This is a genomic window from Pontimicrobium sp. SW4, from assembly GCF_039954625.1.
Lineage (GTDB): Bacteria > Bacteroidota > Bacteroidia > Flavobacteriales > Flavobacteriaceae > Pontimicrobium.
Window position 1 is genome coordinate 2,340,354 of sequence record NZ_CP157199.1, and the last position, 23,424, is coordinate 2,363,777.

21 protein-coding genes are annotated in these 23,424 nt (G+C 31.7%); 8 read left to right on the top strand and 13 right to left on the bottom strand.

Annotation, left to right across the window (positions count from 1 at the left end; all coding sequences use genetic code 11):
* Nucleotides 1-41 precede the first annotated feature (41 nt).
* From ABGB03_RS10935 to ABGB03_RS10950, 4 genes are all read left to right on the top strand, one after another.
* Nucleotides 42-3,284: a S41 family peptidase gene (locus tag ABGB03_RS10935; protein ID WP_347922555.1), complete on the top strand. Its 3,243-nt coding sequence runs from the start codon at nt 42-44 to the stop codon at nt 3,282-3,284.
* Between the two features lie 183 nt (nt 3,285-3,467).
* Complete coding sequence (locus tag ABGB03_RS10940; RefSeq protein ID WP_347922556.1) at nt 3,468-3,824, top strand: hypothetical protein; 357 nt, start codon at nt 3,468-3,470, stop codon at nt 3,822-3,824.
* Nucleotides 3,825-3,899: 75 nt separating this feature from the next.
* Complete coding sequence (locus tag ABGB03_RS10945; RefSeq protein ID WP_347922557.1) at nt 3,900-4,079, top strand: hypothetical protein; 180 nt, start codon at nt 3,900-3,902, stop codon at nt 4,077-4,079.
* Between the two features lie 69 nt (nt 4,080-4,148).
* On the top strand, nt 4,149-5,375 hold the full coding sequence (locus tag ABGB03_RS10950; RefSeq protein ID WP_347922559.1) for a tRNA modification GTPase: 1,227 nt from the start codon (nt 4,149-4,151) through the stop codon (nt 5,373-5,375).
* A gap of 52 nt (nt 5,376-5,427) precedes the next feature.
* On the opposite strand, the gene argS is transcribed toward ABGB03_RS10950, so the two are convergent.
* The gene (gene argS / locus ABGB03_RS10955) at nt 5,428-7,206 is read right to left on the bottom strand and encodes an arginine--tRNA ligase (RefSeq protein ID WP_347922560.1); all 1,779 of its coding nucleotides are present in this window, start codon (nt 7,204-7,206) and stop codon (nt 5,428-5,430) included.
* A 585-nt stretch (nt 7,207-7,791) separates the two neighbouring features.
* Between argS and ABGB03_RS10960 the strand changes: the two genes are divergently transcribed.
* A complete protein-coding gene (locus ABGB03_RS10960) occupies nt 7,792-9,840 on the top strand; it encodes a tetratricopeptide repeat-containing sensor histidine kinase (protein ID WP_347922561.1) in 2,049 nt (682 codons plus the stop codon).
* Here ABGB03_RS10960 and ABGB03_RS10965 read toward each other — a convergent pair whose 3' ends face one another.
* Nucleotides 9,841-10,776, bottom strand: coding sequence for an arginine deiminase-related protein (locus ABGB03_RS10965; protein ID WP_347922562.1), 936 nt, complete (start codon nt 10,774-10,776; stop codon nt 9,841-9,843).
* A 113-nt stretch (nt 10,777-10,889) separates the two neighbouring features.
* Between ABGB03_RS10965 and ABGB03_RS10970 the strand changes: the two genes are divergently transcribed.
* Both ABGB03_RS10970 and ABGB03_RS10975 read left to right on the top strand, forming a co-directional pair.
* Nucleotides 10,890-11,429: a helix-turn-helix domain-containing protein gene (locus tag ABGB03_RS10970; protein WP_347922564.1), complete on the top strand. Its 540-nt coding sequence runs from the start codon at nt 10,890-10,892 to the stop codon at nt 11,427-11,429.
* An 87-nt stretch (nt 11,430-11,516) separates the two neighbouring features.
* Complete coding sequence (locus ABGB03_RS10975) at nt 11,517-12,980, top strand: serine hydrolase (protein ID WP_347922565.1); 1,464 nt, start codon at nt 11,517-11,519, stop codon at nt 12,978-12,980.
* 19 nt (nt 12,981-12,999) lie between these two features.
* On the opposite strand, the gene ABGB03_RS10980 is transcribed toward ABGB03_RS10975, so the two are convergent.
* Complete coding sequence (locus ABGB03_RS10980; RefSeq protein WP_347922566.1) at nt 13,000-13,131, bottom strand: hypothetical protein; 132 nt, start codon at nt 13,129-13,131, stop codon at nt 13,000-13,002.
* A 126-nt stretch (nt 13,132-13,257) separates the two neighbouring features.
* Here ABGB03_RS10980 and ABGB03_RS10985 point away from each other — a divergent pair, with 126 nt between their 5' ends.
* Entirely contained in the window at nt 13,258-13,713 is a 456-nt protein-coding gene (locus tag ABGB03_RS10985; RefSeq protein ID WP_347922567.1) for a DUF4440 domain-containing protein, read from the top strand.
* Nucleotides 13,714-13,722: 9 nt separating this feature from the next.
* On the opposite strand, the gene ABGB03_RS10990 is transcribed toward ABGB03_RS10985, so the two are convergent.
* From ABGB03_RS10990 to rpsM, 10 genes are all read right to left on the bottom strand, one after another.
* Nucleotides 13,723-15,018, bottom strand: coding sequence for a M20/M25/M40 family metallo-hydrolase (locus tag ABGB03_RS10990; RefSeq protein WP_347922569.1), 1,296 nt, complete (start codon nt 15,016-15,018; stop codon nt 13,723-13,725).
* 31 nt (nt 15,019-15,049) lie between these two features.
* Complete coding sequence (locus ABGB03_RS10995) at nt 15,050-16,012, bottom strand: arginase (protein ID WP_347922570.1); 963 nt, start codon at nt 16,010-16,012, stop codon at nt 15,050-15,052.
* 84 nt (nt 16,013-16,096) lie between these two features.
* Nucleotides 16,097-17,383 carry a citrate synthase gene (locus ABGB03_RS11000; RefSeq protein WP_347922571.1) on the bottom strand — a complete coding sequence of 429 codons (1,287 nt, stop codon included), beginning with the start codon at nt 17,381-17,383 and terminating at the stop codon, nt 16,097-16,099.
* A gap of 183 nt (nt 17,384-17,566) precedes the next feature.
* A complete protein-coding gene (eno, locus tag ABGB03_RS11005; protein WP_347922572.1) occupies nt 17,567-18,859 on the bottom strand; it encodes a phosphopyruvate hydratase in 1,293 nt (430 codons plus the stop codon).
* Between the two features lie 145 nt (nt 18,860-19,004).
* Nucleotides 19,005-20,111, bottom strand: coding sequence for a glutamine-hydrolyzing carbamoyl-phosphate synthase small subunit (gene carA / locus ABGB03_RS11010; protein WP_347922573.1), 1,107 nt, complete (start codon nt 20,109-20,111; stop codon nt 19,005-19,007).
* Between the two features lie 89 nt (nt 20,112-20,200).
* Complete coding sequence (rplQ, locus tag ABGB03_RS11015; protein WP_347922574.1) at nt 20,201-20,677, bottom strand: 50S ribosomal protein L17; 477 nt, start codon at nt 20,675-20,677, stop codon at nt 20,201-20,203.
* A 66-nt stretch (nt 20,678-20,743) separates the two neighbouring features.
* Complete coding sequence (locus ABGB03_RS11020; protein WP_347922575.1) at nt 20,744-21,736, bottom strand: DNA-directed RNA polymerase subunit alpha; 993 nt, start codon at nt 21,734-21,736, stop codon at nt 20,744-20,746.
* A 95-nt stretch (nt 21,737-21,831) separates the two neighbouring features.
* Nucleotides 21,832-22,437, bottom strand: coding sequence for a 30S ribosomal protein S4 (rpsD, locus tag ABGB03_RS11025; protein WP_347922576.1), 606 nt, complete (start codon nt 22,435-22,437; stop codon nt 21,832-21,834).
* A gap of 120 nt (nt 22,438-22,557) precedes the next feature.
* Nucleotides 22,558-22,941: a 30S ribosomal protein S11 gene (gene rpsK, locus ABGB03_RS11030; RefSeq protein ID WP_347922577.1), complete on the bottom strand. Its 384-nt coding sequence runs from the start codon at nt 22,939-22,941 to the stop codon at nt 22,558-22,560.
* A 107-nt stretch (nt 22,942-23,048) separates the two neighbouring features.
* The gene (gene rpsM, locus ABGB03_RS11035) at nt 23,049-23,423 is read right to left on the bottom strand and encodes a 30S ribosomal protein S13 (protein ID WP_347922578.1); all 375 of its coding nucleotides are present in this window, start codon (nt 23,421-23,423) and stop codon (nt 23,049-23,051) included.
* Nucleotide 23,424 lies beyond the last annotated feature (1 nt).

Below are 23,424 nucleotides of genomic sequence, written 5' to 3' on the forward strand. Positions count from 1 at the left end.
ATTTAACTACTACAATCATCTAATATTTTAAAGACCATTGTATGTATTTTAAAACTCATTTTTCTAAGTCGCAATTCTTATTACTTTTTATTACTTTACTTTTTTCTTCAACTTTTGTTTTCTCACAAGGTTTTGAAGGTTATTATCGCACGCCAACAATACATGGAAACACGGTAATTTTTAGTGCCGAAGGTGATTTGTGGAGCGTTCCATTAAACGGTGGACTTGCGCAAAGATTAACCACACATGCCGAAGAAGAATTTAATCCAGCTATTTCTCCAAACGGAAAAACCATTGCATTTTCCGCAAGCTATGAAGGGCCTACAGAAGTTTACACTATGCCAATTACTGGTGGATTACCAATGCGATGGACTTACGAAAGTGATGCTTCTCTAGTCAATACTTGGACTCCAAATGGTGAAATTGTTTACGACACAAGAGCTTTTGCCACTTTACCAGACAGACAATTAGTTACTATAAACACTAAAACTAAAGACAAACATAGAGTCCCTCTACATCAGGCAAGTGAAGCAACTTATAATGCTAATGGAAACACAGTGTTTTTTGTTCGCCCTTCCTATCATGGTAATGTAACTAAACGTTATAAAGGAGGTACAGCTAGACAGATTTGGAAATTTACGACTGGTAGTAAAGAAGCTATAAAATTAACAACCGATTTTTCTGGAGGGAGCCATCACCCAATGTGGTATAATAATCGTGTCTACTTTATTACAGATAGGGATGGTACTATGAATGTTTGGTCGATGGATGAAAATGGTAACGACTTAAAACAGCATACCAAACATGAAGGTTTTGATGTCCGCTATGCAAAACAAAACAATGGTAATATTGTGTACCAATTAGGAGCAGACATTTGGCATTATAATATTACATCAAATACCACTAAAAAAATTGACATTAGACTACAGTCCGATTTAGATCAACTTAGAGAAAATTGGGTTGAGAACCCATCTAGTTATATCACTTCTGTAAGTCCAGATTCTAAAGGCGAGCGCATCGTGATCACAGCTAGAGGTCGTGCTTTTATAGCACCTGTAAAATCAGGACGATTTGTAGAATTTACACATCAAAAAGATGTAAGATATAGAGACGCTACGTTTTCTTCCAACGGAGAAGACATATATACCTTATCTGATGAAAGTGGTGAATTTGAATTTGTGAAAATAGATACAAAAGGTGAAGATCAGCCAAAACCTATTACCAAAGATGGAAGCGTTTTAAGATATGGTGGAACACCTTCACCAGACGGTAAATTTTTAGCTTATAGTGATTTAGAGAATAATATGTTTATTCTTAACCTAGCTAACGGAAAGAGCAAAAAAATATCGACTAATGAAGAAGGGATTTACAGTTTTTCATGGTCTCCAGATAGTAAATGGTTAGCCTTTGTACAGGTAGCAGATAATACTATGGCTCAAATATTTTTACATGGTTTGGACACAAACGAAACTTTTCCAATAACTACAGATCGTGCTAATAGTGTAAATGCAAAATGGAGTCCTGATGGAAAGTTTATTTATTTCCTTTCTGATAGAAATTTTAGAACTATAGTTGGTTCTCCTTGGGGACCAAGGCAACCTGAACCTTATTTTGATATTAGTGAGAAAGTATATCACATTGCTTTACAAAAAGGTACTAGGTCTCCTTTTAGAAAAGATAACGAATTAGTTTCTGAAGATTCTAAAAAAGAAGATTCTAAAGAACCTGTTTCAATAAAAATTGATAAAAACGGAATTATTGAACGTATTGAAGAAGTTCCAGTAGCTCCAGGAAATTATAGAAGTTTAGAAGTTACCGATAAGGCTATTTATACATTATCTAGTAGTACAGGTGCAAATTCTCAAACAGATCTTGCTGTAATTAAAATTAGCAACGAAGACGTTAAGCTTAATACCATGATTGAAGGTGTTAGAGGTTTTCAACTTACTGGAAATGGCAAAAAATTATTAGTTAGTAAAGGAAGCAACTATTATATGGTAGATGCTGGAACAGGAAAAGTAAATGGTCTAAATGATAGTAAAATTGATTTAAGCGGTTGGAAATTTGCCATAACACCATTAGAAGACTGGAAGCAAATTTTTACAGATGCATGGCGTATGGAACGTGATTATTTTTATGATAAAAATATGCATGGTGTTAACTGGAAAAAAATGCATGATAAATACTATCCTCTTGTAGATAGAGTTACTACTAGAAATGAATTATCGGATCTTATTGGTCGCTTTGTAGGTGAACTTGCTGCACTACATACTAGCGTTCGAGGAGGAGATACAAGAAATGACAATGCAAATATTCCTATTGCAAATTTAGGCGCTCGTTTTAGTAGAGACAATGCAAACAAAGGCTATCGTATTGACTATATATACAAAGCAGATCCTGATTATCCAGACACTAAATCTCCGTTAGATGACCCGTACCTAGATATAAGAGTTGGTGATGTGATTACACATGTTAACGGCAAACCATCATTAGAATCTCTAGACATTGGAGAGTTAATTAGAAACCAAATTGGTAAACAAGTAAAACTCAAAATTAAGCGTGCTACTTCTAGTCGAGATGTTATTGTAGAACCTATTGGTAGTATGTATAGCTTGCGTTATAAAGACTGGGAATATTCTCGACGTTTAATTACTGAAAAAGAAAGCAACAATAATATTGGTTATGTACATCTTCAAGCTATGGGATCAAACGATATTAACCAATGGTATAGAGAGTTTTATCCTGTATTTGATAGACCTGGTCTAATTATAGATGTACGACATAATAGAGGTGGAAATATAGAAAGTTTTATTCTTGAAAAATTGCTTCGTAAAGCTTGGATGTATTGGAAATCGCGATCTGGCAAGCCTTCTTGGAATATGCAATATGCCTTTAGAGGTCATATCGTAATTTTAGTTGACGAAAATACAGCATCAGATGGTGAAGCTTTTGCAGATGGATTTAAAAAGCTAGGATTAGGAACTGCCATTGGTATGCGTACTTGGGGAGGAGAAATTTGGCTAAGTAGTGTCAATAGACTATCAGACAATGGATTAGCCCGAGCGCCTATGATGGGTGTATATGGCAACAATAGTGAATGGCTTATTGAAGGTCATGGTTTTGTTCCAGATATTGAAGTAGACAACTTACCTCACGCAACCTTTAATGGTAAAGATGCGCAATTAGAAGCTGCTATAAAACATCTTAAAGAGTTAATTGCAAAAGACCCTAGAAAAGTACCTCCAGTTCCAGCCTATCCAGATAAGTCTTTTAAAAATGATTAATTCTTTTTTATAGTTTTAATTATTAAAAAACAACAGGTAATAACTTATTACGTTTAATAAAGTTATTACCTGTTCTCTTTTATTTTAAAAGAAACTTTAACAAAAAGATTTTAAAACTATAATTTAGGATATGTTTAATAGATTTAATATAAAAAATTAATAATAAAAAGCATATATTTAAACATGCGGATTTCAAAACGAATTACACCTCTATTCTTTAGCTTTACTCTTATTGCTTGTTGCCTAACATTTCAAGTGGATACATATGTAACAGTTGAAGCCACCAGTACATCATGGGTAATTAGTAGTTTTGAAAAGTCTTCAAACGAGAATACGTATCATATTAATCATAGAAAAGCGCATAGTATTCTTGAAAACAACTTTTCTATTTTCGATTTTAAATGTTGTTTAACGCATCATAAAAGTTTATTTGCTACACAATACAAAAAGCAAGATAATTTAAACTTACCTATTAAATCTGACTATCTAAAAACTATCCTTCAGTCTTCTCTTTCTAAAGACGACACATCCATAGGTTAATCACTTTTTTATTTCTAATGTGTTCTACACCAAAACCTTGGTTGTAGATATTGTATCATTTTTATAAACAAACCTATGCAAAAATTTAAACGTTTTTTGCGTCTATTTCTATTATTACTTATGATAGGGATGGCTGCAATATTACCTGTACCAATATTATTTTATGGTAAAGATAATTTACCAAAAAACCTTACCGAGTTAGTTGAAAAAACGGAAGATGAGGATGATGAAAATGATATTAAAGAACTCTTATAAATACAATAGTAATATGACTTCGTAAGAAAAAACTCTATATTTGTTTATACTCAAAAAAAATATACTGAAATGAAAAAGAATCTATTAGTTTTTTTAATAACAATTATGACTATTAATTGCTATTCTCAAATTTCTTTTGAAAGAGGGCACTTTATCAATAACAATAACCTAAAAGTTGATTGTTTTATTAAAAACTCCGATTGGTTGAATAACCCAACAGAGTTTGAATATAAGTTATCTGAAAATAGTGAAGTAAAAATTATAAATATTACTTCTATTAAAGAGTTTGAGATTTATGAGATATCTAAATACGTTAAGCACACAGTTAACATAGACAGATCAACAGAAAACTTTAACCTTATGACCAATAATAGAAACCCTGAATTTGTAGAGGAAGAGCTTTTTCTAAAAGTATTAGTTGAAGGAGTTGCTAATTTATACTATTATGGAAAAGGAAATTTAAAACGTTTTTTCTATAACAAAGAAGGAGAAAATATTGAGCAGTTAGTATATAAAAGTTATAGAACAAACGATAATAAATTAGGAAAGAACACTCAATATAAACAACAACTTTGGAATAATTTAAAATGTTCTACTGTTGAAATAAAAAAAATTGAAAGTCTAGAGTATAGAAAAAATGACTTAATAAAGTTTTTTTCTGAATATAATATATGTAATAATTCTACCTTTACTAATTATGAACAAAACAAAAGTAAAGACCTTTTTAATTTAACGATTAGACCTCGTTTAAAAAGCTCATCTTTAATTATACATAACAAAGCTTCAGAGCAATATGATACAAATTTCGGCAATAAACTTGGCTTAGGATTAGGTATTGAGACTGAGTTCATTTTACCCTTTAACAAAAATAAATGGGCAATTTTAATTGAAGCTGCTTATCAAAATTATCAATCAGACGTTTTAACTGTAAATAAACAAATTATTCTTAATCAATTATCAGCTAAGGTAAATTATAGCTCAATCGAAGTTCCAATTGGCTTGAGGCATTATTTTTTCTTAAATGAAAATTCTAAAATTTTCGCTAATGTTTCAATGGTATTTGATGTCAATTTTGAATCTAACATTACTATAACAAGACTTGACAATGATACTGTTGTTAATGATCTAGATTTTGAAACACAAAGTAATTTAGCCTTTGGATTAGGTTATAAACTTGATGACACTTATAGTATTGAATTAAGACTTCAAACAAGTAGAGATATTTTTGGCAATTATGTTTACTGGTTCTCTGAGTATAAAGCTTTTTCAGTAGTTTTTGGTTATTCCTTTTTTTAAAGACTTCAATATTGGTTACGATACATAAAGGAATTATAGCTAATTTCAAAACCTACATACGCTCAGGCACTTCAATTCCTAACAACCCAAACGCATTTTTTATAGTACTCGCTACTGTATTGGATAACTGTACCCTAAACACTTTTTCGTTTTGGTTATCGGCTCCAAGAATAGAGACATTTTGGTAAAACGAGTTAAACTCCTTGACCAAATCGTAGGTATAATTAGCAATTAATGCAGGACTATGGTTTTGTGCAGCATTTTGTATTACTTCAGGGAATAACTCTAATTGTTTTATAAGTTCTTTTTCCTTAGGCTCTAAAGACACTTCGTTTGCGCTCAATGTAATAGAGGTATTAAAATCTGCTTTTCTTAAAATAGCCTGAATTCGTGCGTACGTATATTGTATAAATGGCCCTGTGTTTCCTTGGAAATCTACAGACTCTTTTGGGTCAAACAGAATACGCTTTTTAGGGTCAACCTTTAATATAAAATACTTTAAAGCACCTAAGCCAATGGTATTGTAAATAGTTTGCTTCTCATTATCACTATAATCGTCTAATTTCCCTAGCTCTTGAGATAGTTCTTTAGCAGTCGTTGCCATTTCAATAATTAAATCGTCGGCGTCCACTACAGTACCTTCACGACTTTTCATTTTTCCACTAGGTAAATCTACCATACCATAACTTAAATGATATAGATTTTTTGCCCAATCAAACCCAAGCTTTTTCAAGATTAAAAACAGGACTTTAAAATGATAATCTTGTTCGTTACCAACTGTATATACCATGCCTCCAACATCAGGATAATCTTTAATACGTTGTATGGCTGTACCAATATCTTGCGTCATATACACCGCTGTACCATCCGCACGTAATACAATTTTTTCATCTAGACCATCCTCTGTTAAATCGCACCAAACAGAGCCATCTTCCTTTTTTAAGAATACGCCACTTTTTAAACCTTCGGCAACAAACTCTTTTCCTAATAAATAGGTATCACTTTCATAATAATAGCAATCAAAATCGACTCCTAAATTTTTATAAGTCGTTTCAAAGCCCTCATACACCCAACCGTTCATCATTTTCCATAAAGTAACTACATCTTCATCTCCAGCTTCCCATTTTAGAAGCATTTCTTGAGCTTCCATTAAAATTGGCGCTTCTTTTTTAGCTTCCTCTTCTGTTTTCCCTTGAGCAATTAAATTTGCAATCTCCTTTTTATATTCTTGATCAAACTTCACATAGTAATTCCCAACCAATTTATCACCTTTCAATCCTGTACTTTCAGGTGTTTCTCTATTACCATAACGTTCCCAAGCCAACATACTTTTACAAATATGAATGCCTCTATCGTTTATAATTTGGGTTTTATACACTTTATGTCCAGCTGCCTTTAAAATTTCGGCAACACTATAGCCCAAAAGGTTATTTCTAATATGCCCTAAATGCAAAGGTTTATTAGTATTTGGCGACGAATATTCCACCATAATAGCCTCTTCGGTTTGAGGCTTAAAACCATACGTATTATTATCTTTAATGGTGTTGAAAAAATTTAGATAAAATACATCGTCAATCACAATATTTAAAAAGCCTTTAACCACATTAAATGCTTTTACCTCATCTACATGATTTACTAAATAGTTTCCTAAATCTTCTCCTAATTTGGCAGGATTCATTTTAACCGCTCTCAGCATTGGAAAAGTTACCACTGTAATATCTCCTTCAAACTCTTTACGTGTTGATTGAAATTCTACAGTCTCAAGTTCAGCTTTATATAACTTAGAAAAGGCAGTTTTAATATGTTGTGATAAGGTTTCCTGAATGGTCATTCCTACTAAATTTTAAGCTGCAAAGATAGAACTTTTACTCGATAATCGAGACTTAAACACTCTACGGATTACCTTGAAATCAAAATTAGTTTTCTACAAATACCTTGAGTGCTTACACTAAGTTAGTTTACTTAAATAAAACGTAATTTTTATGGCTTTATGCATCTCTGCAAATGAGATGAAAAAAAGTGTACTAAATCACAACAACAATAATTTTAAATCAAACATAATGCTTTAATTATCAATTATTTACATTTTATCGAAAATATGATAATTAGATAAATGCATTTCATCGACAAAAGTGTCGTTTTTCTATGTTTTTTGCCGTTTGTCGACACCAACTTTTTTTATAAAAAAATATTGTTCCTTTTATCTAATATTTATGCTTTAAAACGCAGAAATTAGGGTTTTCTTTCTCTTTTGGCAACTTTTGTTAAGCTATTAATTTCGGTCCCCAACGATGATAACAACTACTTTTAGTTATAAAGCAAATAGATTGCTTATAAATGTATACTTAATTTTCCTCTCCCTCAAGGTTAGTTTAGGTAATGCTATAGTTGTTGCGCCTAAAACCATTTATAGTTTATGAAACAGTTAATTACCTTAACTGCATTTTTATTTACTATATTCTCTAGTTTATCTCAAACTAAAGAACAGGATAGTCTTGTCATGCAATTTGCATTTCAAAAGCTAGACTCAACAAAGGTTGATACCTCAATACAACTTATAAAATCATTCTATAATACTAAGGATTATCAAAAAGCCTTAGCATATATATCTCAAACTGAAAGGCTATCTACTTCTTTACAATACCATAGTGCTACTGCTGAAATTAAATACTACAAAGCGCTTATCTATTCACAAAGGGATGATTATTATAATGCATTAGACAACTACAATGCATCACTTAGATTGTTTAGTCAAATGCAGGATTCTCTTGGAATTGCTAAAGTGAACAACAGTTTAGGACTCATCGAAATTAAAAGAGGAAATTATGGTAAAGGTTTACGCTATTCATTATCTGCAATAGATATTTTTGAACGTAAAAATCTAAGAAGTGAATTAAGCTTAGCTTATAACAATCTATCCGAAGCCTATTTTAATACTAATCAAGTTGATAAATCGCTTGAATTCAACCTCAAAGCTTTGGAAATACGTGAACAGCTTCGTGACAGTTCTGGAATTAAAGCTTCAACAAAAAATATTGCTATACTTTATTCTATGCGTAAAGAGCATAGAAGAGCTATTGAATATTACGAAAGGTTATTAGGTTACTTAGATACTTCCAATGAAAAAGACCAAATCATTAGAGGCGATGTATTGCCTAGAATTGGTGATGAATATTTACAATTTAACGATTATGAAAAATCTGCCTCTTATTTATTGGAAGGCTTAAGGTTAAATAGAAGAACTAATAATAAATTAGGTGTTTTAAAATCGCTTAATAGTTTAGCAAACCTAAACTTTAAACAAAAAAAAGTAAGGTTAGCAGAAGTACAATTAAATGAAGCCTATTCATTAACGCAACAAGTAGATAATGATGACGAGCTTCTAAAAAATTACAAATTAAGAATCTCTATAGATTCTACAAATGGCGACTTTAGAAATGCTTTTAAATGGCAAGCCGATTATCATGCTTTAAAAAATAAGCTAGATGCAAAAAAAGCAATACCTTTAGTTTTTGAAGCAGAACCAGTAGATATTAATCAACCTACAGACACACCTACAGATAATGTTAGTTTTCCTGTCGATACAAAAAAAATAAAGCAATTAAAAATAATAGCCTATACTTTAGGAGGTGCATTTCTTGTAGCACTAATTGCTTTTATAGTGATGTACATTACCAATCGTAATAGAAAAGAAGCGTTTGATGAAATAGAGCAAACTAACAAGCAATACAAATTACAAAACGATTCTATTTTAGAGCAGACACGCCATCTTGAAGAAATGAATCAAGTAAAAGATAGATTATTCTCTATTGTATCTCATGACTTAAAAGATTCTATTACTGGTGTTAAAGCCTTTTTAGATTTATTAAAAGAAGACAGTATAAGTAAAGAAGAGTTTGATGAACTGATTCCCGAGTTAAGTGAAAATGCAGATAATGCTGCAGCTTTATTAATGAATTTATTAAACTGGTCTAAATCGCAAATGCAAAATCTGGAACCAAAACCAGAGCTATTTAACATACAAGAAGTATTTGCTGATAAGATGAATTTAATTGAGAAAAAGGTAAATGAAAAACAAATTATTTTACTAGACGAGTCTATGAAAGATTTTGTTTATGCAGATAGAAGCATGATAGAAATTGTAATTCAAAACCTATTAGCAAACGCTGTGAAATTTTCTAGAGTTGGAGATGTAATAACTATTTCTAATAGAGTTCGTAATGGTAATGTGCTTATTTGTATTGAAGATACAGGTGTTGGGATTTCTGAAGAAAATCAAGAAAAACTATTTAAAAGTACTGGCTTTACAACTAGAGGAACTGGACATGAAAAAGGTACTGGTTTAGGACTCTCTATTTGTAAACAAATGGTTGAGCTTAACTATGGTAAAATTTGGGTAGAAAGTGAGCAAAACCTTGGAAGTAAATTCTTTGTTGAACTTCCAAAGGCTAAACCTATTGAGTAATTAAATTTTCGACAAAAATACTTCAGCCATCATACAACGTGCACTTCCACCGCCACAAGCTTCAATAATTTCTAACGAGCTTGATAAAATTTCAGCGTGATTTTCTATTCTTCTAATTTGATCTTGTGTTAAAACATCATATGCAGACTGACTCATAACTAAATACGATTTATCATTTTCACCCTTTACCTGCAGCATATTTCCAGCAAAATTATTTACTTGAGCTTCGCTAATATCTATAATTTCTTTACCATCTTCTTTTAAATGTTTAATAACGTTTTTTCGTTCTTTTTTATCATCTATACAAGACAAACAAATCACTGCAAATGTTTCTCCTATACACATCATAACATTCGTATGGTAAATTGGTTCGCGTTTACCATCAACTGTTTGATTTGCAGTAAAAACAATAGGTGTAAACTCAAAATCCTCGCAAAACTCTATAAACAAGTCTTCATTTGCGCGTTGCGATAACGCACAATATGCTTTACGATTAACACGGTCTAAAATTAAAGCACCAGTTCCTTCTAGAAACAACCCTTCTTCTTCGGCTGCTCTATAATCAATAATATGATCTATTTGAAAACCCTCTTCTTCCAATTGAAATAAGATATCTTCACGACGTTCTAAGCGTCTATTTTCTGCAAACATTGGATATAAGCCAACCACGCCATTTTCATGAAAAGATATCCAGTTATTTGGGAAATGGGCATCTGGCGTATCTAAACCATCATTAGCTTCAAACAGAACTACATTAACACCAACACTTCGTAATTTTTCAACAAACGTATCGAATTCTTTTTCGGCTTTTAGCTGTAATGCCAACTGTGTAACATCATGTATTTCTTTTTGATAATGGTTGTTTATAGCAGTTTGCTCATTGGCTCTAAAACTAGTTGGACGAACCATTAATATGGTATTGGTTGTTTGTTGCATTTACGTTTAATAAGAACTGTAAAATTAATCATTTTTAAGATGACCTAAACTTGGCTTTGGTTAAAAAAAATACGAACTTCGTTCAAGTTCAATATAAATTTGTAAAAAAATCAATGTCTAAGCTACTAAAATTCAGAGAAAAACTAAACTTAACCCAAGAAGAGTTAGCTGAAAAATCAGGCATTTCTGTAAGAACAATTCAACGTATAGAAGCTGGAACAAATCCAAAAGGTCACACACTAAAAGCATTAGCCAAAACTTTGGACGTAGAGAAAAGTAAATTACTTAAGAATACTACTGCAAACTCTAAATTTAGCTATAGATTGATTAAACTTATTAATCTTTCATCTTTACCATTTATAATTTTTCCTCCTGCAAATATTTTAATTCCCCTTACCATAATGCTTGCAAAAAAACAATTCAATTATATAACGAAACGAATAATTACTATTCAAATTTTATGGACTATTTTTTCTGTTATTCTTTTCTTATTTTCTTCTGTTGTTGAAAAATGGTTTTTCTCTGGAAACAAACTAAATTTAGTAGTTATAATGCTTTCTATTTTAGTAAATATTTATATTATAATTAGAAATTCTGCTGAAATTGACAAAAATAAAAAACTATATATAAGCTTAAAATTTAGCATTATATAAGTATTGTCGGGTAATTGTCGTCCTATTGTCAGGTAAATAATGTTGCTATTTCATTGTTGATTATAACCTTTGTTAAAAAAATCAATCATGACAAAAAACATCATCCCTTTTCTAATTATTGTAATATTTAATTTTTATAAAATTAATTCTCAAGTAAGTACAGATTCTTCCCTTTTTCTTGAATTAAAAAAACAGGATAGCATATTATTTGAAAAAGGCTTTAATCAATGTGATATAAAATACCTTGAGAGAAAAATATCTAAAAATCTTAAATTTTATCATGACCAAAGTGGTATCCAGGATAGAAAAGTATTTTTCGAAAACATCAAAAAATATATCTGTTCAAACCCTGATAAAAAACCAATAAGAAAACTTAAAAAAGGTAGTTTAACGGTTTTTCCACTCTATAATAATGGTAAACTTTATGGAGCAATACAGAATGGTATTCATCATTTCTATATAAGAGAAAAAGCGAAAGAAGATTTATGGACAAGCATTGCCAAATTCACCTCTGTATGGTTACTAGATAATAATGAATGGAAAATGAGTGACGTATTAAGCTATGATCATCAAAATCCAGATAAGCAGAAAACAATTGTTGATTCTATGGAGCAATTACTTTTAGACAATAAAGTTCCTGCAATGGGCTTAGGGATTATTGAAAAAGGTAAACTAACAAAAGTACAAGTATATGGAAGCTTAGATAATAAAAATACAGCTCCTTACAATACTATTTTCAAAGTCGCTTCTCTAACCAAACCTGTTTTTGCTTTAACAGTTCTTAAATTAATAGACAAAGGTCTTCTAGGTTTAGATGAGCCATTATATAAATACTGGATTGATCCTGATTTAAAAGAAGATAAACGACACGAAAAGTTAACACCAAGAATAGTGCTTTCTCACCAAACTGGATTTCCTAATTGGAGGTATATGAAGCACTCCAATAAGCTAGAATTTGAATTTGATCCTGAGGCTAAATATCAATACTCAGGCGAAGGTTTTGAATACTTGAGAAAAACCATTGAAATAAAGTTTAATAAAAGCATCGAAGAGCTAGCTAATGAATTAATATTTATTCCTGCTAAAATGACAGATACTAGGTTTTGGTGGGATGAAACAATGGATGAATCAAGATATGCTCAAAATTTTGATATTAAAGGGCATAATATAACAACAGAAAAGTATTATAAAGCTAATGCTGCTGCTAATCTTTTAACTACAGTAGAGGACTATGGCAATTTTTTGGCCTATGTAATTAATGGAGCTAATCTATCTGAAAACACATTAAAAGAAATGCTAACACATCAAGTAAAACTCAAAGAGAATGACTTTTTTGGATTAGGATGGGAAATATTAACAGGCTTTAGCACAGGAGAACAAGCCCTGATTCATACAGGTAAAGAACCTGGTGTTAGTACATTAGCAATTATTTTTCCAAAAACAAAAAATGGCTATTTAGTATTTCTTAATGGAGACAATGTTGGTAACATATATGAGAAAATGTTAACCAAACATCTTTATCTTGGAAAAGAATTATGGAAAAAAAAGTAAAAAGACTATTGCTAAAAACTTATATAACTTCCTTTGTATGCTGTTCGTAATACGACAATCTATCTTCTTTAGATATTTCTTCCTTTTCTTGAGCAAATACATTACTTGTAAAACATAATACTACTAACATTAATATCTTAAATCTTTTCATAATTCAAATTTTATTTAATTAAATATTTAATTCGTTTACACACTTAAGGCAACTATAAAGAAACTTACCCTACTCCAATTTTTATTTTTTTAATTATCTTTATAAATAACTAATTAATAGGTTTTTATGAAAAATTTCATGTTTATTATTATTTGCCTTTTCCTCATTTTATTGGGATGCAACAATATTGAAAGCAGCCCTGAGTTGATAGAAAAATGGAAGCAAGAAATTGTAGATACAGAACTTGCATTTGCAAAAATGGCTAAAGAAAAAAGTATTCCTGAAGCATTCTTAGCTTTTGCTGCAGATGATGTCGTTATTAAAAAAGGAAAAAAAGTTCTTGTTGGCATTGATTCTTTAAGAGCTTCATATAAAGACCGAAAACCTGAAGCCGATTTAGCTAAACTTTCTTGGAAACCTGATTTTGTAGATGTTTCAAAATCTGGTGATTTAGGATACACCTATGGTAAATACCTATATATAAAAACAGACTCTTTAGGTGTTGTTACCGAAGAAACTGGTATTTTCCATACAGTCTGGAAAAGACAAACTGATGGGAACTGGAAATTTGTTTGGGACTAGTTTATCTTATTACCTTTGATTAATTAGTCTATAAATTAAAATAGCTGTACGTTTTGTTAAAGCTTCTATGGTATTTAAATTAACCGTTTCTTTAGGCGTGTGTGCTCCATTACCCATAGTACCAAGACCATCTAAACAATCAACATATTCGGCAACAAAAGACGTATCTGCTGCACCTCTACGACCAGGATCATAAGCTTCTACTTCTCCTTGGTTAAGATCTAAACTTACTTGGTTTAACAAATCTAAAATTTTATGATTCCCTTCGGTTGGTCCCATAGCAGGATAACTATCTATAAAAGTTATCTTAGCAGATGTTTGTGATAAATTGTTACTTACTATGTTTCGCATTTTTGCTCTAGCTTTCTCTTTTTGTTCTTCTGAAATAAAGCGTAATCCACCTTCTACAACAGCAGTTTGTGCTACGACATTTGTTTTACCAAATGCATTTCCTTTAGTCAATTCACTATTGTAATCTACTTGTGTTCCTCCAAGGATAATTCCAGGGTTAAAGGTTAAATATTCTTCTCCTTTTACTTCATTATAAAACTCATTAAGTATTCTAGACATCTCAAAAATCGCACCTGCTCCTACACCTTCTCTAAATATCCCAGACGAATGAGCTCTTTTACCTGTAACCTCAACTTTCCATCCTGAAGAACCTCGTCTAGCAACTGTAGCATAGTTAAATCCTGTCGAAGTTTCAAACCCAAGAGCAATATCGCTTTGCTTTGCAGCTTCTATTAGATGTTTTCTACTAATTGCTAAAGGCTTTCCTGTAGCTTCTTCATCTCCTGTAAATGCTGCTATAATTTGAGCATCATTTAAAAAACCATTTTCTTTTAAAGCCTTTAACGCATAAAGGATAATTACATTTCCTCCTTTCATGTCATTTCCTCCTGGAGCATGAGCAATACTATCGTTAACCATTTTAAATTCTTGAAATGGACTATCTGCCTCAAAGACTGTATCTAGATGACCTATGAGTAAGAGTTTCTTCCCTTTACTTCCTTTATTTTCGGCAAACAAATGTCCTGAACGATTTACTTCAGACATATCATGCCAAACGCTGTTAAATCCAATATTTTCGAATGCCTTTCCTAAAACCTCACCAACCTGCTTAACACCTTCATGATTCATCGTACCACTATTAATGTTTACGATATCTTTTAAAAATGCAATAGCTTCAGCATTATTAGTTTCAATAGTCTGGATAATCTTCTTTTCTTTTCTAGATAATTTTTGCGCAAAAGCGAATTGTGTAAATACTAAGAATAGAAAAATATATTTTAAAAAAACTTTCATAATAATTTAATAGTTAACTTATTAATGATTCTTATATATTAAGACTTGTCGTTAATGTTTTGGTTACTTCGTCAAGTATTATAAAGGCTGTTTCTCCCATTTTGTTTCCTTTATGATCTAGTAGCGGATTTACTTCTACAAATTCCATACAAATTACTTTTTCACTTTTAATAATTCGATCTATCATTTTAATAATCTCGAATTCGTCAAAACCTTTAGGCACTGGAGTTCCTGTTCCATAAGAAATAAGGTCACAATCCATACTATCTACATCAAATGATATGTATAGCATATCACAATCCTTTAACCTATCTAATGCTTCATCTACACATACTTCTAATCCTCGATGTCTAACTTCATGAACCATATAGTTTCGAAGTTTTAGCTTTTCCATTAGATTATCCTCTGGCTCTTCGGTATCTCTTACGCCAAAATATACAAGATCATCAGGTCTTACTTTTTGGCCTTTTACACCAATATTTTTCATGCTTTCCCAATACTGGGTAGAAGTATTAGATACTTCATTAACTTTATCATCCATATTGTCTTCACTCATTGCTGCTGCTAAAGGCATTCCATGAATGTTTCCAGATGGGGACGTATAAGGTGAATGAATATCGGCATGTGCATCAATCCATATTACTCCAAGTCTTTTATTTGGATAAGTCTTTTTTATACCACTAATTGTACCCAATGCAGAAGAATGGTCTCCAGAAATTACTAATGGAAAAGACTGTTCTGTTAAACTAGCATTTACAGCATTACTAACTCTTTCACATTGATAAGAGACATGTTCAATTCGCTTTGAGTAAGTATTTTTCACCTTATTATAAATAGATTCATTCTCAGTCTCTACATCTATAAATTCGTGTCTATTAAAATAATCATTATTCACATTTATAGCAGCTATTTCTATAGCATCAATACCCATGTCTGAACCACGACTTCCTGCACCGATGTCTGATCTATTCTTAATTATCTTAATACGTTTCATCTATTTAAAAAATATGAGTTTCCTATCACAAATATAAAAAAACCTCATAGGTTACTATGAGGTCTTTTGTTGTTTATTGTTGAATTATCTATTGTTAATAGTTTTAAATTCTCTGTATGTTTCACCTATATACAATTGTCTTGGTCTCCCAATTGGTTCTTTACGCAAACGCATTTCACGCCATTGAGCAATCCAACCTGGTAAACGCCCTAAAGCAAACATAACAGTAAACATGTCTGTAGGAATTCCCATAGCTCTATAAATAATTCCTGAATAGAAATCTACGTTAGGATATAATTTTCTATCAACAAAGTAAGGATCTTCAAGAGCTTCTTTTTCAAGACCTTTAGCAATATCTAAAATTGGATCATCTACACCAAGATCTGCTAATACCTCATCTGCAGCTACTTTAATAATTTTTGCTCTAGGATCGAAATTTTTATAGACTCTATGACCAAACCCCATCAAACGGAAAGGATCATTCTTATCTTTAGCTTTAGCCATATACTTTTTAGTATCACCTCCATCTTCTTTAATAGCTTCCAACATTTCTAGTACTGCTTGATTAGCTCCTCCATGAAGTGGCCCCCAAAGTGCTGATATTCCTGCTGATAACGACGCAAATAATCCTGCGTGAGATGAGCCAACAATTCTTACTGTAGATGTTGAACAGTTTTGCTCGTGGTCTGCATGCAATATTAATAATTTATCTAGAGCATCAACAATTACTTGATTTTGAACATACTCTTCATTAGGCTGTTTAAACATCATTTTTAAAACGTTTTCTACATAGCCTAAACTGTTGTCTCCGTAATCTAATGGAAGTCCTTGTTTTTTACGCAATGTCCACGCTACTAAAACAGGAAACTTTCCCATTATTTTTACTACAGAATTGTACATATCTTCTTCAGAATTTACATTAACTGAAGAAGGGTTAAATGCAGTTAAAGCACTTGTTAATGATGATAACACTCCCATTGGGTGTGCTGACTTTGGAAAGGCATCAACAATTTTACGTATATCGTCATCTACAACAGATTTTGACTTTATATCTGCATGAAATTTATCATGTTGCTCTTTTGTTGGTAGTTCACCAAAAATTAAAAGGTAAGCGACTTCTAAAAAGTCAGCTTTTTCAGCTAGTTCTTCAATAGAGTAACCTCTATATCTTAAAATACCTTTTTCTCCATCTAAAAAAGTGATACCGCTTTCACAAGCCCCAGTATTTTTATATCCAGGATCGATAGTAATAACTCCTCCTGTTTCACTCCTTAAAGCTTTTATATCTATGGCAACTTCATTTTCTGTTCCAGTAACTATAGGGAATTCGTGTTTTTGACCATTAACTTCTAACGTAGCAGTATTTAGCATTTTTTTTGATAATTATATTATGAATTCATTGTTGAAAATAACTCTACGAAAATACAAAATATCTGACACTTTTTAAAGCATAGAATGCATTGAATTATTGATAATGGTATTAAAAAAAATAATCATAAAAAGAAGACCATTAATGAAAAATAATGGCCTTATAAAATCTATAATATTTAAATACTATTTTACTTTAAAAGCACTTTCTCCAGGAAAATATGCAGTACTTCCTAATTCTTCTTCTATACGAAGTAATTGGTTATACTTTGCCATACGGTCACTACGTGATGCAGAACCAGTTTTAATTTGTCCTGTATTTAACGCTACTGCTAAATCAGCAATAGTATTATCTTCGGTTTCACCAGATCTATGTGACATTACAGATGTATAACCTGCATTATGAGCCATATTAACCGCAGCAATAGTTTCGGTAAGTGTTCCTATTTGGTTTACCTTAATAAGAATGGAGTTAGCGATACCATTGTTAATACCTTTTGATAATCGCTCTACATTTGTTACAAACAAATCATCTCCAACCAATTGTACTTTATCTCCAACTTTATCAGTTAGTATTTTCCAGCCATCCCAATCATTTTCATCCATACCATCTTCAATAGAAATTATTGGGTATTTATTACAAAGCTCTTCCAAGTATTCTGCTTGCTCTTTAGATGTTCTTACAACGCCTTTATTGCCTTCAAAAATTGTATAATCGTATTTCCCATCTTTATAAAATTCGGCTGCTGCACAATCTAAAGCAATCATAATATCGTCTCCTAACTTGTATCCAGCATTTTCAGTTGCTTTTGCAATAGTTTCTAAAGCATCTTCAGTTCCTCCTTCTAGATTTGGTGCAAATCCACCTTCATCGCCAACTGCTGTACTCAAATTTCTATCATGTAGTACTTTTTTTAAGTGATGGAAAATTTCAGAACCCATTTGCATTGCTTGCGAAAAGTTTTTGGCTTTTACTGGCATTACCATAAACTCTTGAAAGGCAATTGGTGCATCACTATGTGAGCCACCATTAATGATATTCATCATTGGTAATGGCAATGTATTTGCCGATACACCACCAACATAGCGGTATAAAGGCATCCCTAATTCGTTCGCTGCAGCTTTAGCGACAGCTAAAGACACACCTAAAATAGCATTTGCTCCTAACTTTGCTTTGTTTGGTGTTCCATCTAAATCGTTCATAGTTTGATCAATTAGATTTTGCTCAAACACTGAAGCTCCCAATAATTCTTGAGCTAGAATAGTATTAACGTTTTCTACTGCTTTTAAAACTCCTTTTCCCATATAAGCATTTCCACCATCTCGTAATTCTACAGCTTCATGTTCTCCTGTAGAAGCTCCTGAAGGTACAGCTGCTCTACCCAAAATTCCATTTTCTGTAATTACATCTACCTCTACTGTTGGATTTCCTCTGGAGTCAAAAATTTGTCTTGCGTGAATGTCTATTATTATGCTCATTGAATCTTATTTATGTTGATTTTTTTGAATTTTCAAATTTACAAAATTGTCATACTAAAAATACTTTACTTTCTTATTATTAGTATAAATTTCTGCTAAAACGTTTTAGTAAATTAAAAGGCAATGTTCACACATTGCCTTTTAATTATTTTGATTTTATGTTTTCTATAAACTGATCAAACAAATATGTTGAATCATGTGGTCCAGGGCTTGCTTCTGGGTGATATTGTACTGAAAAGCAGTTTTTATTTTTCATTGCTAAACCTGCAACAGTATAATCATTTAAGTGTACATGCGTCACCTTTAAATCTTTATGAGCTTCTGCTTCTTCTCTATTAACTGCAAATCCGTGATTTTGAGAGGTGATTTCTCCCTTACCCGTTTCTAAGTTTTTTACAGGATGATTTATTCCTCTATGTCCATTATGCATTTTATAAGTAGAGATACCATTTGCCAAAGCTATTACTTGATGTCCAAGACAAATTCCAAATAATGGTAAATCTCTCTTTATGATTTCTTTTGCTACTTCTTGTGCTTCAACTAAAGGTTCTGGATCTCCAGGACCATTAGACAAAAAATAACCATCTGGTTTAAACGCTTCTAATTCTTCAAATTTAGAATTATAAGGAAACACTTTTATGTAAGCATCACGCTTTACTAAATTGCGAAGGATATTCTTTTTTATTCCAATATCCAAAGCTGCAATTTTATACTTCGCATTTTCTTCACCAAAATAATATGGCACTTTAGTGGATACTTTTGAAGCCAATTCTAGGCCTTCCATATTTGGGATACTAGCCAATTGTAGTTTTAAACCTTCAACGTTATCTACATCTGTAGAGATTACTGCATTCATCGCTCCATTATCTCGAATGTAACTTACTAATGCTCTAGTGTCAACATCAGAAATGGCAAATAAGTTGTTTTTATTGAAAAAATCTTCTAAAGATCCATTGGAGTCCGCACGAGAATATTCGTAGCTAAAGTTTTTACAAATTAAACCAGCTATTTTAATCGAATCTGATTCTGTTTCTTCATCATTAACACCGTAATTACCAATATGCGCATTGGTAGTAACCATTAACTGACCAAAATATGAAGGATCTGTAAAGATTTCTTGATATCCAGTCATTCCTGTGTTGAAGCAAACTTCTCCAAATGCAGTTCCTTCTTTATTAGCTACAGACTTACCATGGAATATTGTTCCGTCTGCGAGCAAGATTAAGGCTTTTCTAAGTTTATTATATTTCATGTTTTATTTAAAAAAGGTTTCGCAAAATTGTATAAAAAAAGGATAAACTAAAAAAGTTTATCCTCTATTTTATTAAAGCTTATTAACATTTATTCTTCTTCGTTAGTAGCTTTAGTTTCTTGAGCAACTGGAGGAGTTGTGGCTTTCTTACCGCCTCTTCTACTTCTTCTTGTTGTCTTCTTAGATTCTTTACCTGCGTTGTAGATTTCATTATAATCTACAAGCTCTATCATTGCCATATCAGCATTATCACCTAAACGATTACCAAGTTTAATAATTCTTGTATAACCTCCTGGACGATCACCAACTTTAGCAGCTACCTCCCTAAAAAGTTCAGCAACAGCTTCTTTTTGTCTTAAACGAGACATAACAATACGTCTGTTATGTGTTGTATCTTCCTTTGATTTTGTAATCATTGGTTCAACAAACTGCTTTAAAGCTTTAGCCTTAGCTACTGTTGTGTTAATACGTTTATGCTCTATTAAAGAACAAGCCATATTAGCTAGCATCGCCTTTCTGTGCGCTGTTTGTCTTCCTAAGTGATTGAATTTTTTTCCGTGTCTCATGACATTTGTTTTATCATCTTGCTACCAAATCCAGACAAAATTATCTAGAGAGCAAAATATGATTAATTAATCTTTATCTAATTTATATTTGCTTAAGTCCATTCCGAAGTTTAAACCTTTAACATTTACAAGCTCTTCAAGCTCAGTTAAAGACTTCTTACCAAAGTTACGGAACTTCATAAGGTCATTTTTGTTGAATGATACTAAGTCTCCTAATGTATCTACTTCAGCAGCTTTTAAACAGTTAAGTGCACGTACAGATAAATCCATATCGATTAACTTAGTTTTAAGCAACTGTCTCATGTGAAGTGATTCTTCATCATAAGTTTCAGTTTGTGCTATTTCATCAGCTTCAAGCGTAATACGCTCATCAGAGAATAACATGAAGTGGTGAATTAATATTTTAGCTGCTTCAGTTAAAGCATCTTGAGGGTTGATTGAACCATCTGTGTCTATTTCGAAAACTAATTTTTCGTAATCTGTTTTTTGCTCTACACGAAAGTTTTCAACGCTATACTTAACATTCTTTATTGGTGTGTAAATAGAATCTGTAAAGATAGTTCCTATAGGTGCTGTAGCTTTTTTATTTTCTTCAGCTGGTACATATCCTCTACCTTTTTCTATAGCAATTTCCATATTGATACTTACTTTAGGATCTAAGTTACAGATAACTAAATCTGAATTTAATACTTGGAATCCTGAAATAAATTTTTGAAAATCACCTGCAGTAATTTGCTCTTGTCCTGAGATTGAAATAGATACTGATTCGTTGTCTATTTCGTCTATTTGACGCTTAAAACGTACTTGTTTTAAGTTAAGAATAATTTCTGTTACATCTTCTACTACACCTGCAATAGTAGAGAATTCATGCTCTACTCCTTCAATTCTAACTGAAGTAATCGCAAATCCTTCTAAAGAAGAAAGTAACACTCTTCTTAAAGCATTTCCTACTGTTAATCCATAACCAGGTTCTAAAGGTCTAAATTCGAATTTACCTTGAGAATCCGTAGAATCAATCATGATTACTTTATCGGGCTTTTGAAAATTTAAAATTGCCATATTTTTCTTCGTTTTAATTGTTATTTAGTTGCGCGGTCAAAAGTTTGAAGAAGTACTGATAAACCCTTTGGCCAAATACCAATATATTTAATTTATTATTTAGAATATAATTCGACGATGAACTGCTCATTAATGTTTTCAGGAATTTGAACTCTAGCAGGAACAGAAACAAATGTTCCTTGCATAGTGTCGTTATTCCATGTAATCCATTCATAAACATTTGATGATGATGCTAATGCATTACCAATAGCTTCTAACGATTTTGATTTCTCTCTAACTGCTATAACATCTCCTGCTTTTAAAGAATATGAAGGAATGTTTACAATGTTACCATTCACAGTAATATGTCTATGAGATACTAATTGTCTAGCACCTCTTCTAGAACGAGATAAACCCATTCTATAAACAACGTTATCTAATCTAGATTCACATAACTGTAACAATACCTCACCTGTAATTCCTGGTGCTGCAGTTGCTTGTTTAAACATGTTTCTAAATTGACGTTCTAAAATACCGTAAGAGTATTTTGCTTTTTGCTTCTCCATTAATTGGATTGCATATTCAGATTTTTTTCCACGACGTCTTGCGTTTCCGTGTTGACCTGGAGGGTAATTTCTTTTTTCAAAAGATTTATCTTCTCCAAAAATAGCTTCTCCGAATTTACGTGCTATTTTAGTTTTAGGACCAGTATATCTTGCCATTTTTAATTTGTTTTAAGAGTGATTATGAATTAAGGTCTTAATCTTATCCTTCGATAATCAGTTATCTCTTGTTGATACTTGTTGTTTTATTTCTATTTAAATAATCTGAAATTATTCAGATTAAACTCTTCTACGTTTTGGAGGTCTACATCCATTATGAGGTGTTGGTGTTACATCAATAATTTCTGTAACTTCAATACCACCATTATGAATTGATCTAATAGCAGATTCTCTACCATTACCAGGACCTTTAACATACACTTTTACTTTCTTTAAACCTGCTTCTTTAGCAACGTTTAAAGCATCTTCTGCAGCTAATTGTGCAGCGTAAGGCGTATTTTTCTTAGATCCTCTAAATCCCATTTTACCAGCTGATGACCAAGAAATTACGTCACCTTTTTTGTTGGTAAGAGAAATGATAATGTTATTAAAAGAAGCTGTAATATGTGCTTCTCCTGCAGATTCTACTATAACTTTACGTTTTTTAGTACTTGACTTTGCCATGTTTTTTAGTTTCTAGTTGTTAGCATTTAGTTGTTAGAATCCTAGACTTTTACATTTCAGACAGATTCATCTAACGTCTCATTACTAATGACTAATGTCTTTAATTATTATTTAGTTACTTTTTTCTTGTTAGCAACTGTTTTTCTTCTACCTTTTCTAGTTCTAGAGTTGTTTTTAGTACGTTGCCCTCTTAATGGAAGACCAGCTCTATGACGAATACCTCTGTAACATCCAATATCCATTAATCGCTTAATGTTTAATTGTGTTTCAGAACGTAATTCACCTTCAATTTTAAATGTACCAACAGTATCACGGATTGCTCCAATTTCATCGTCAGTCCAATCTTGAACTTTAGTACTTTCGTCAACTTTAGCAGTAGCTAAAATTTCTTTTGCTCTACTTCTACCTATTCCATAGATATAAGTTAAAGAGATTACTCCTCTTTTTTGTTTTGGTATGTCTACACCTGCAATTCTTGCCATA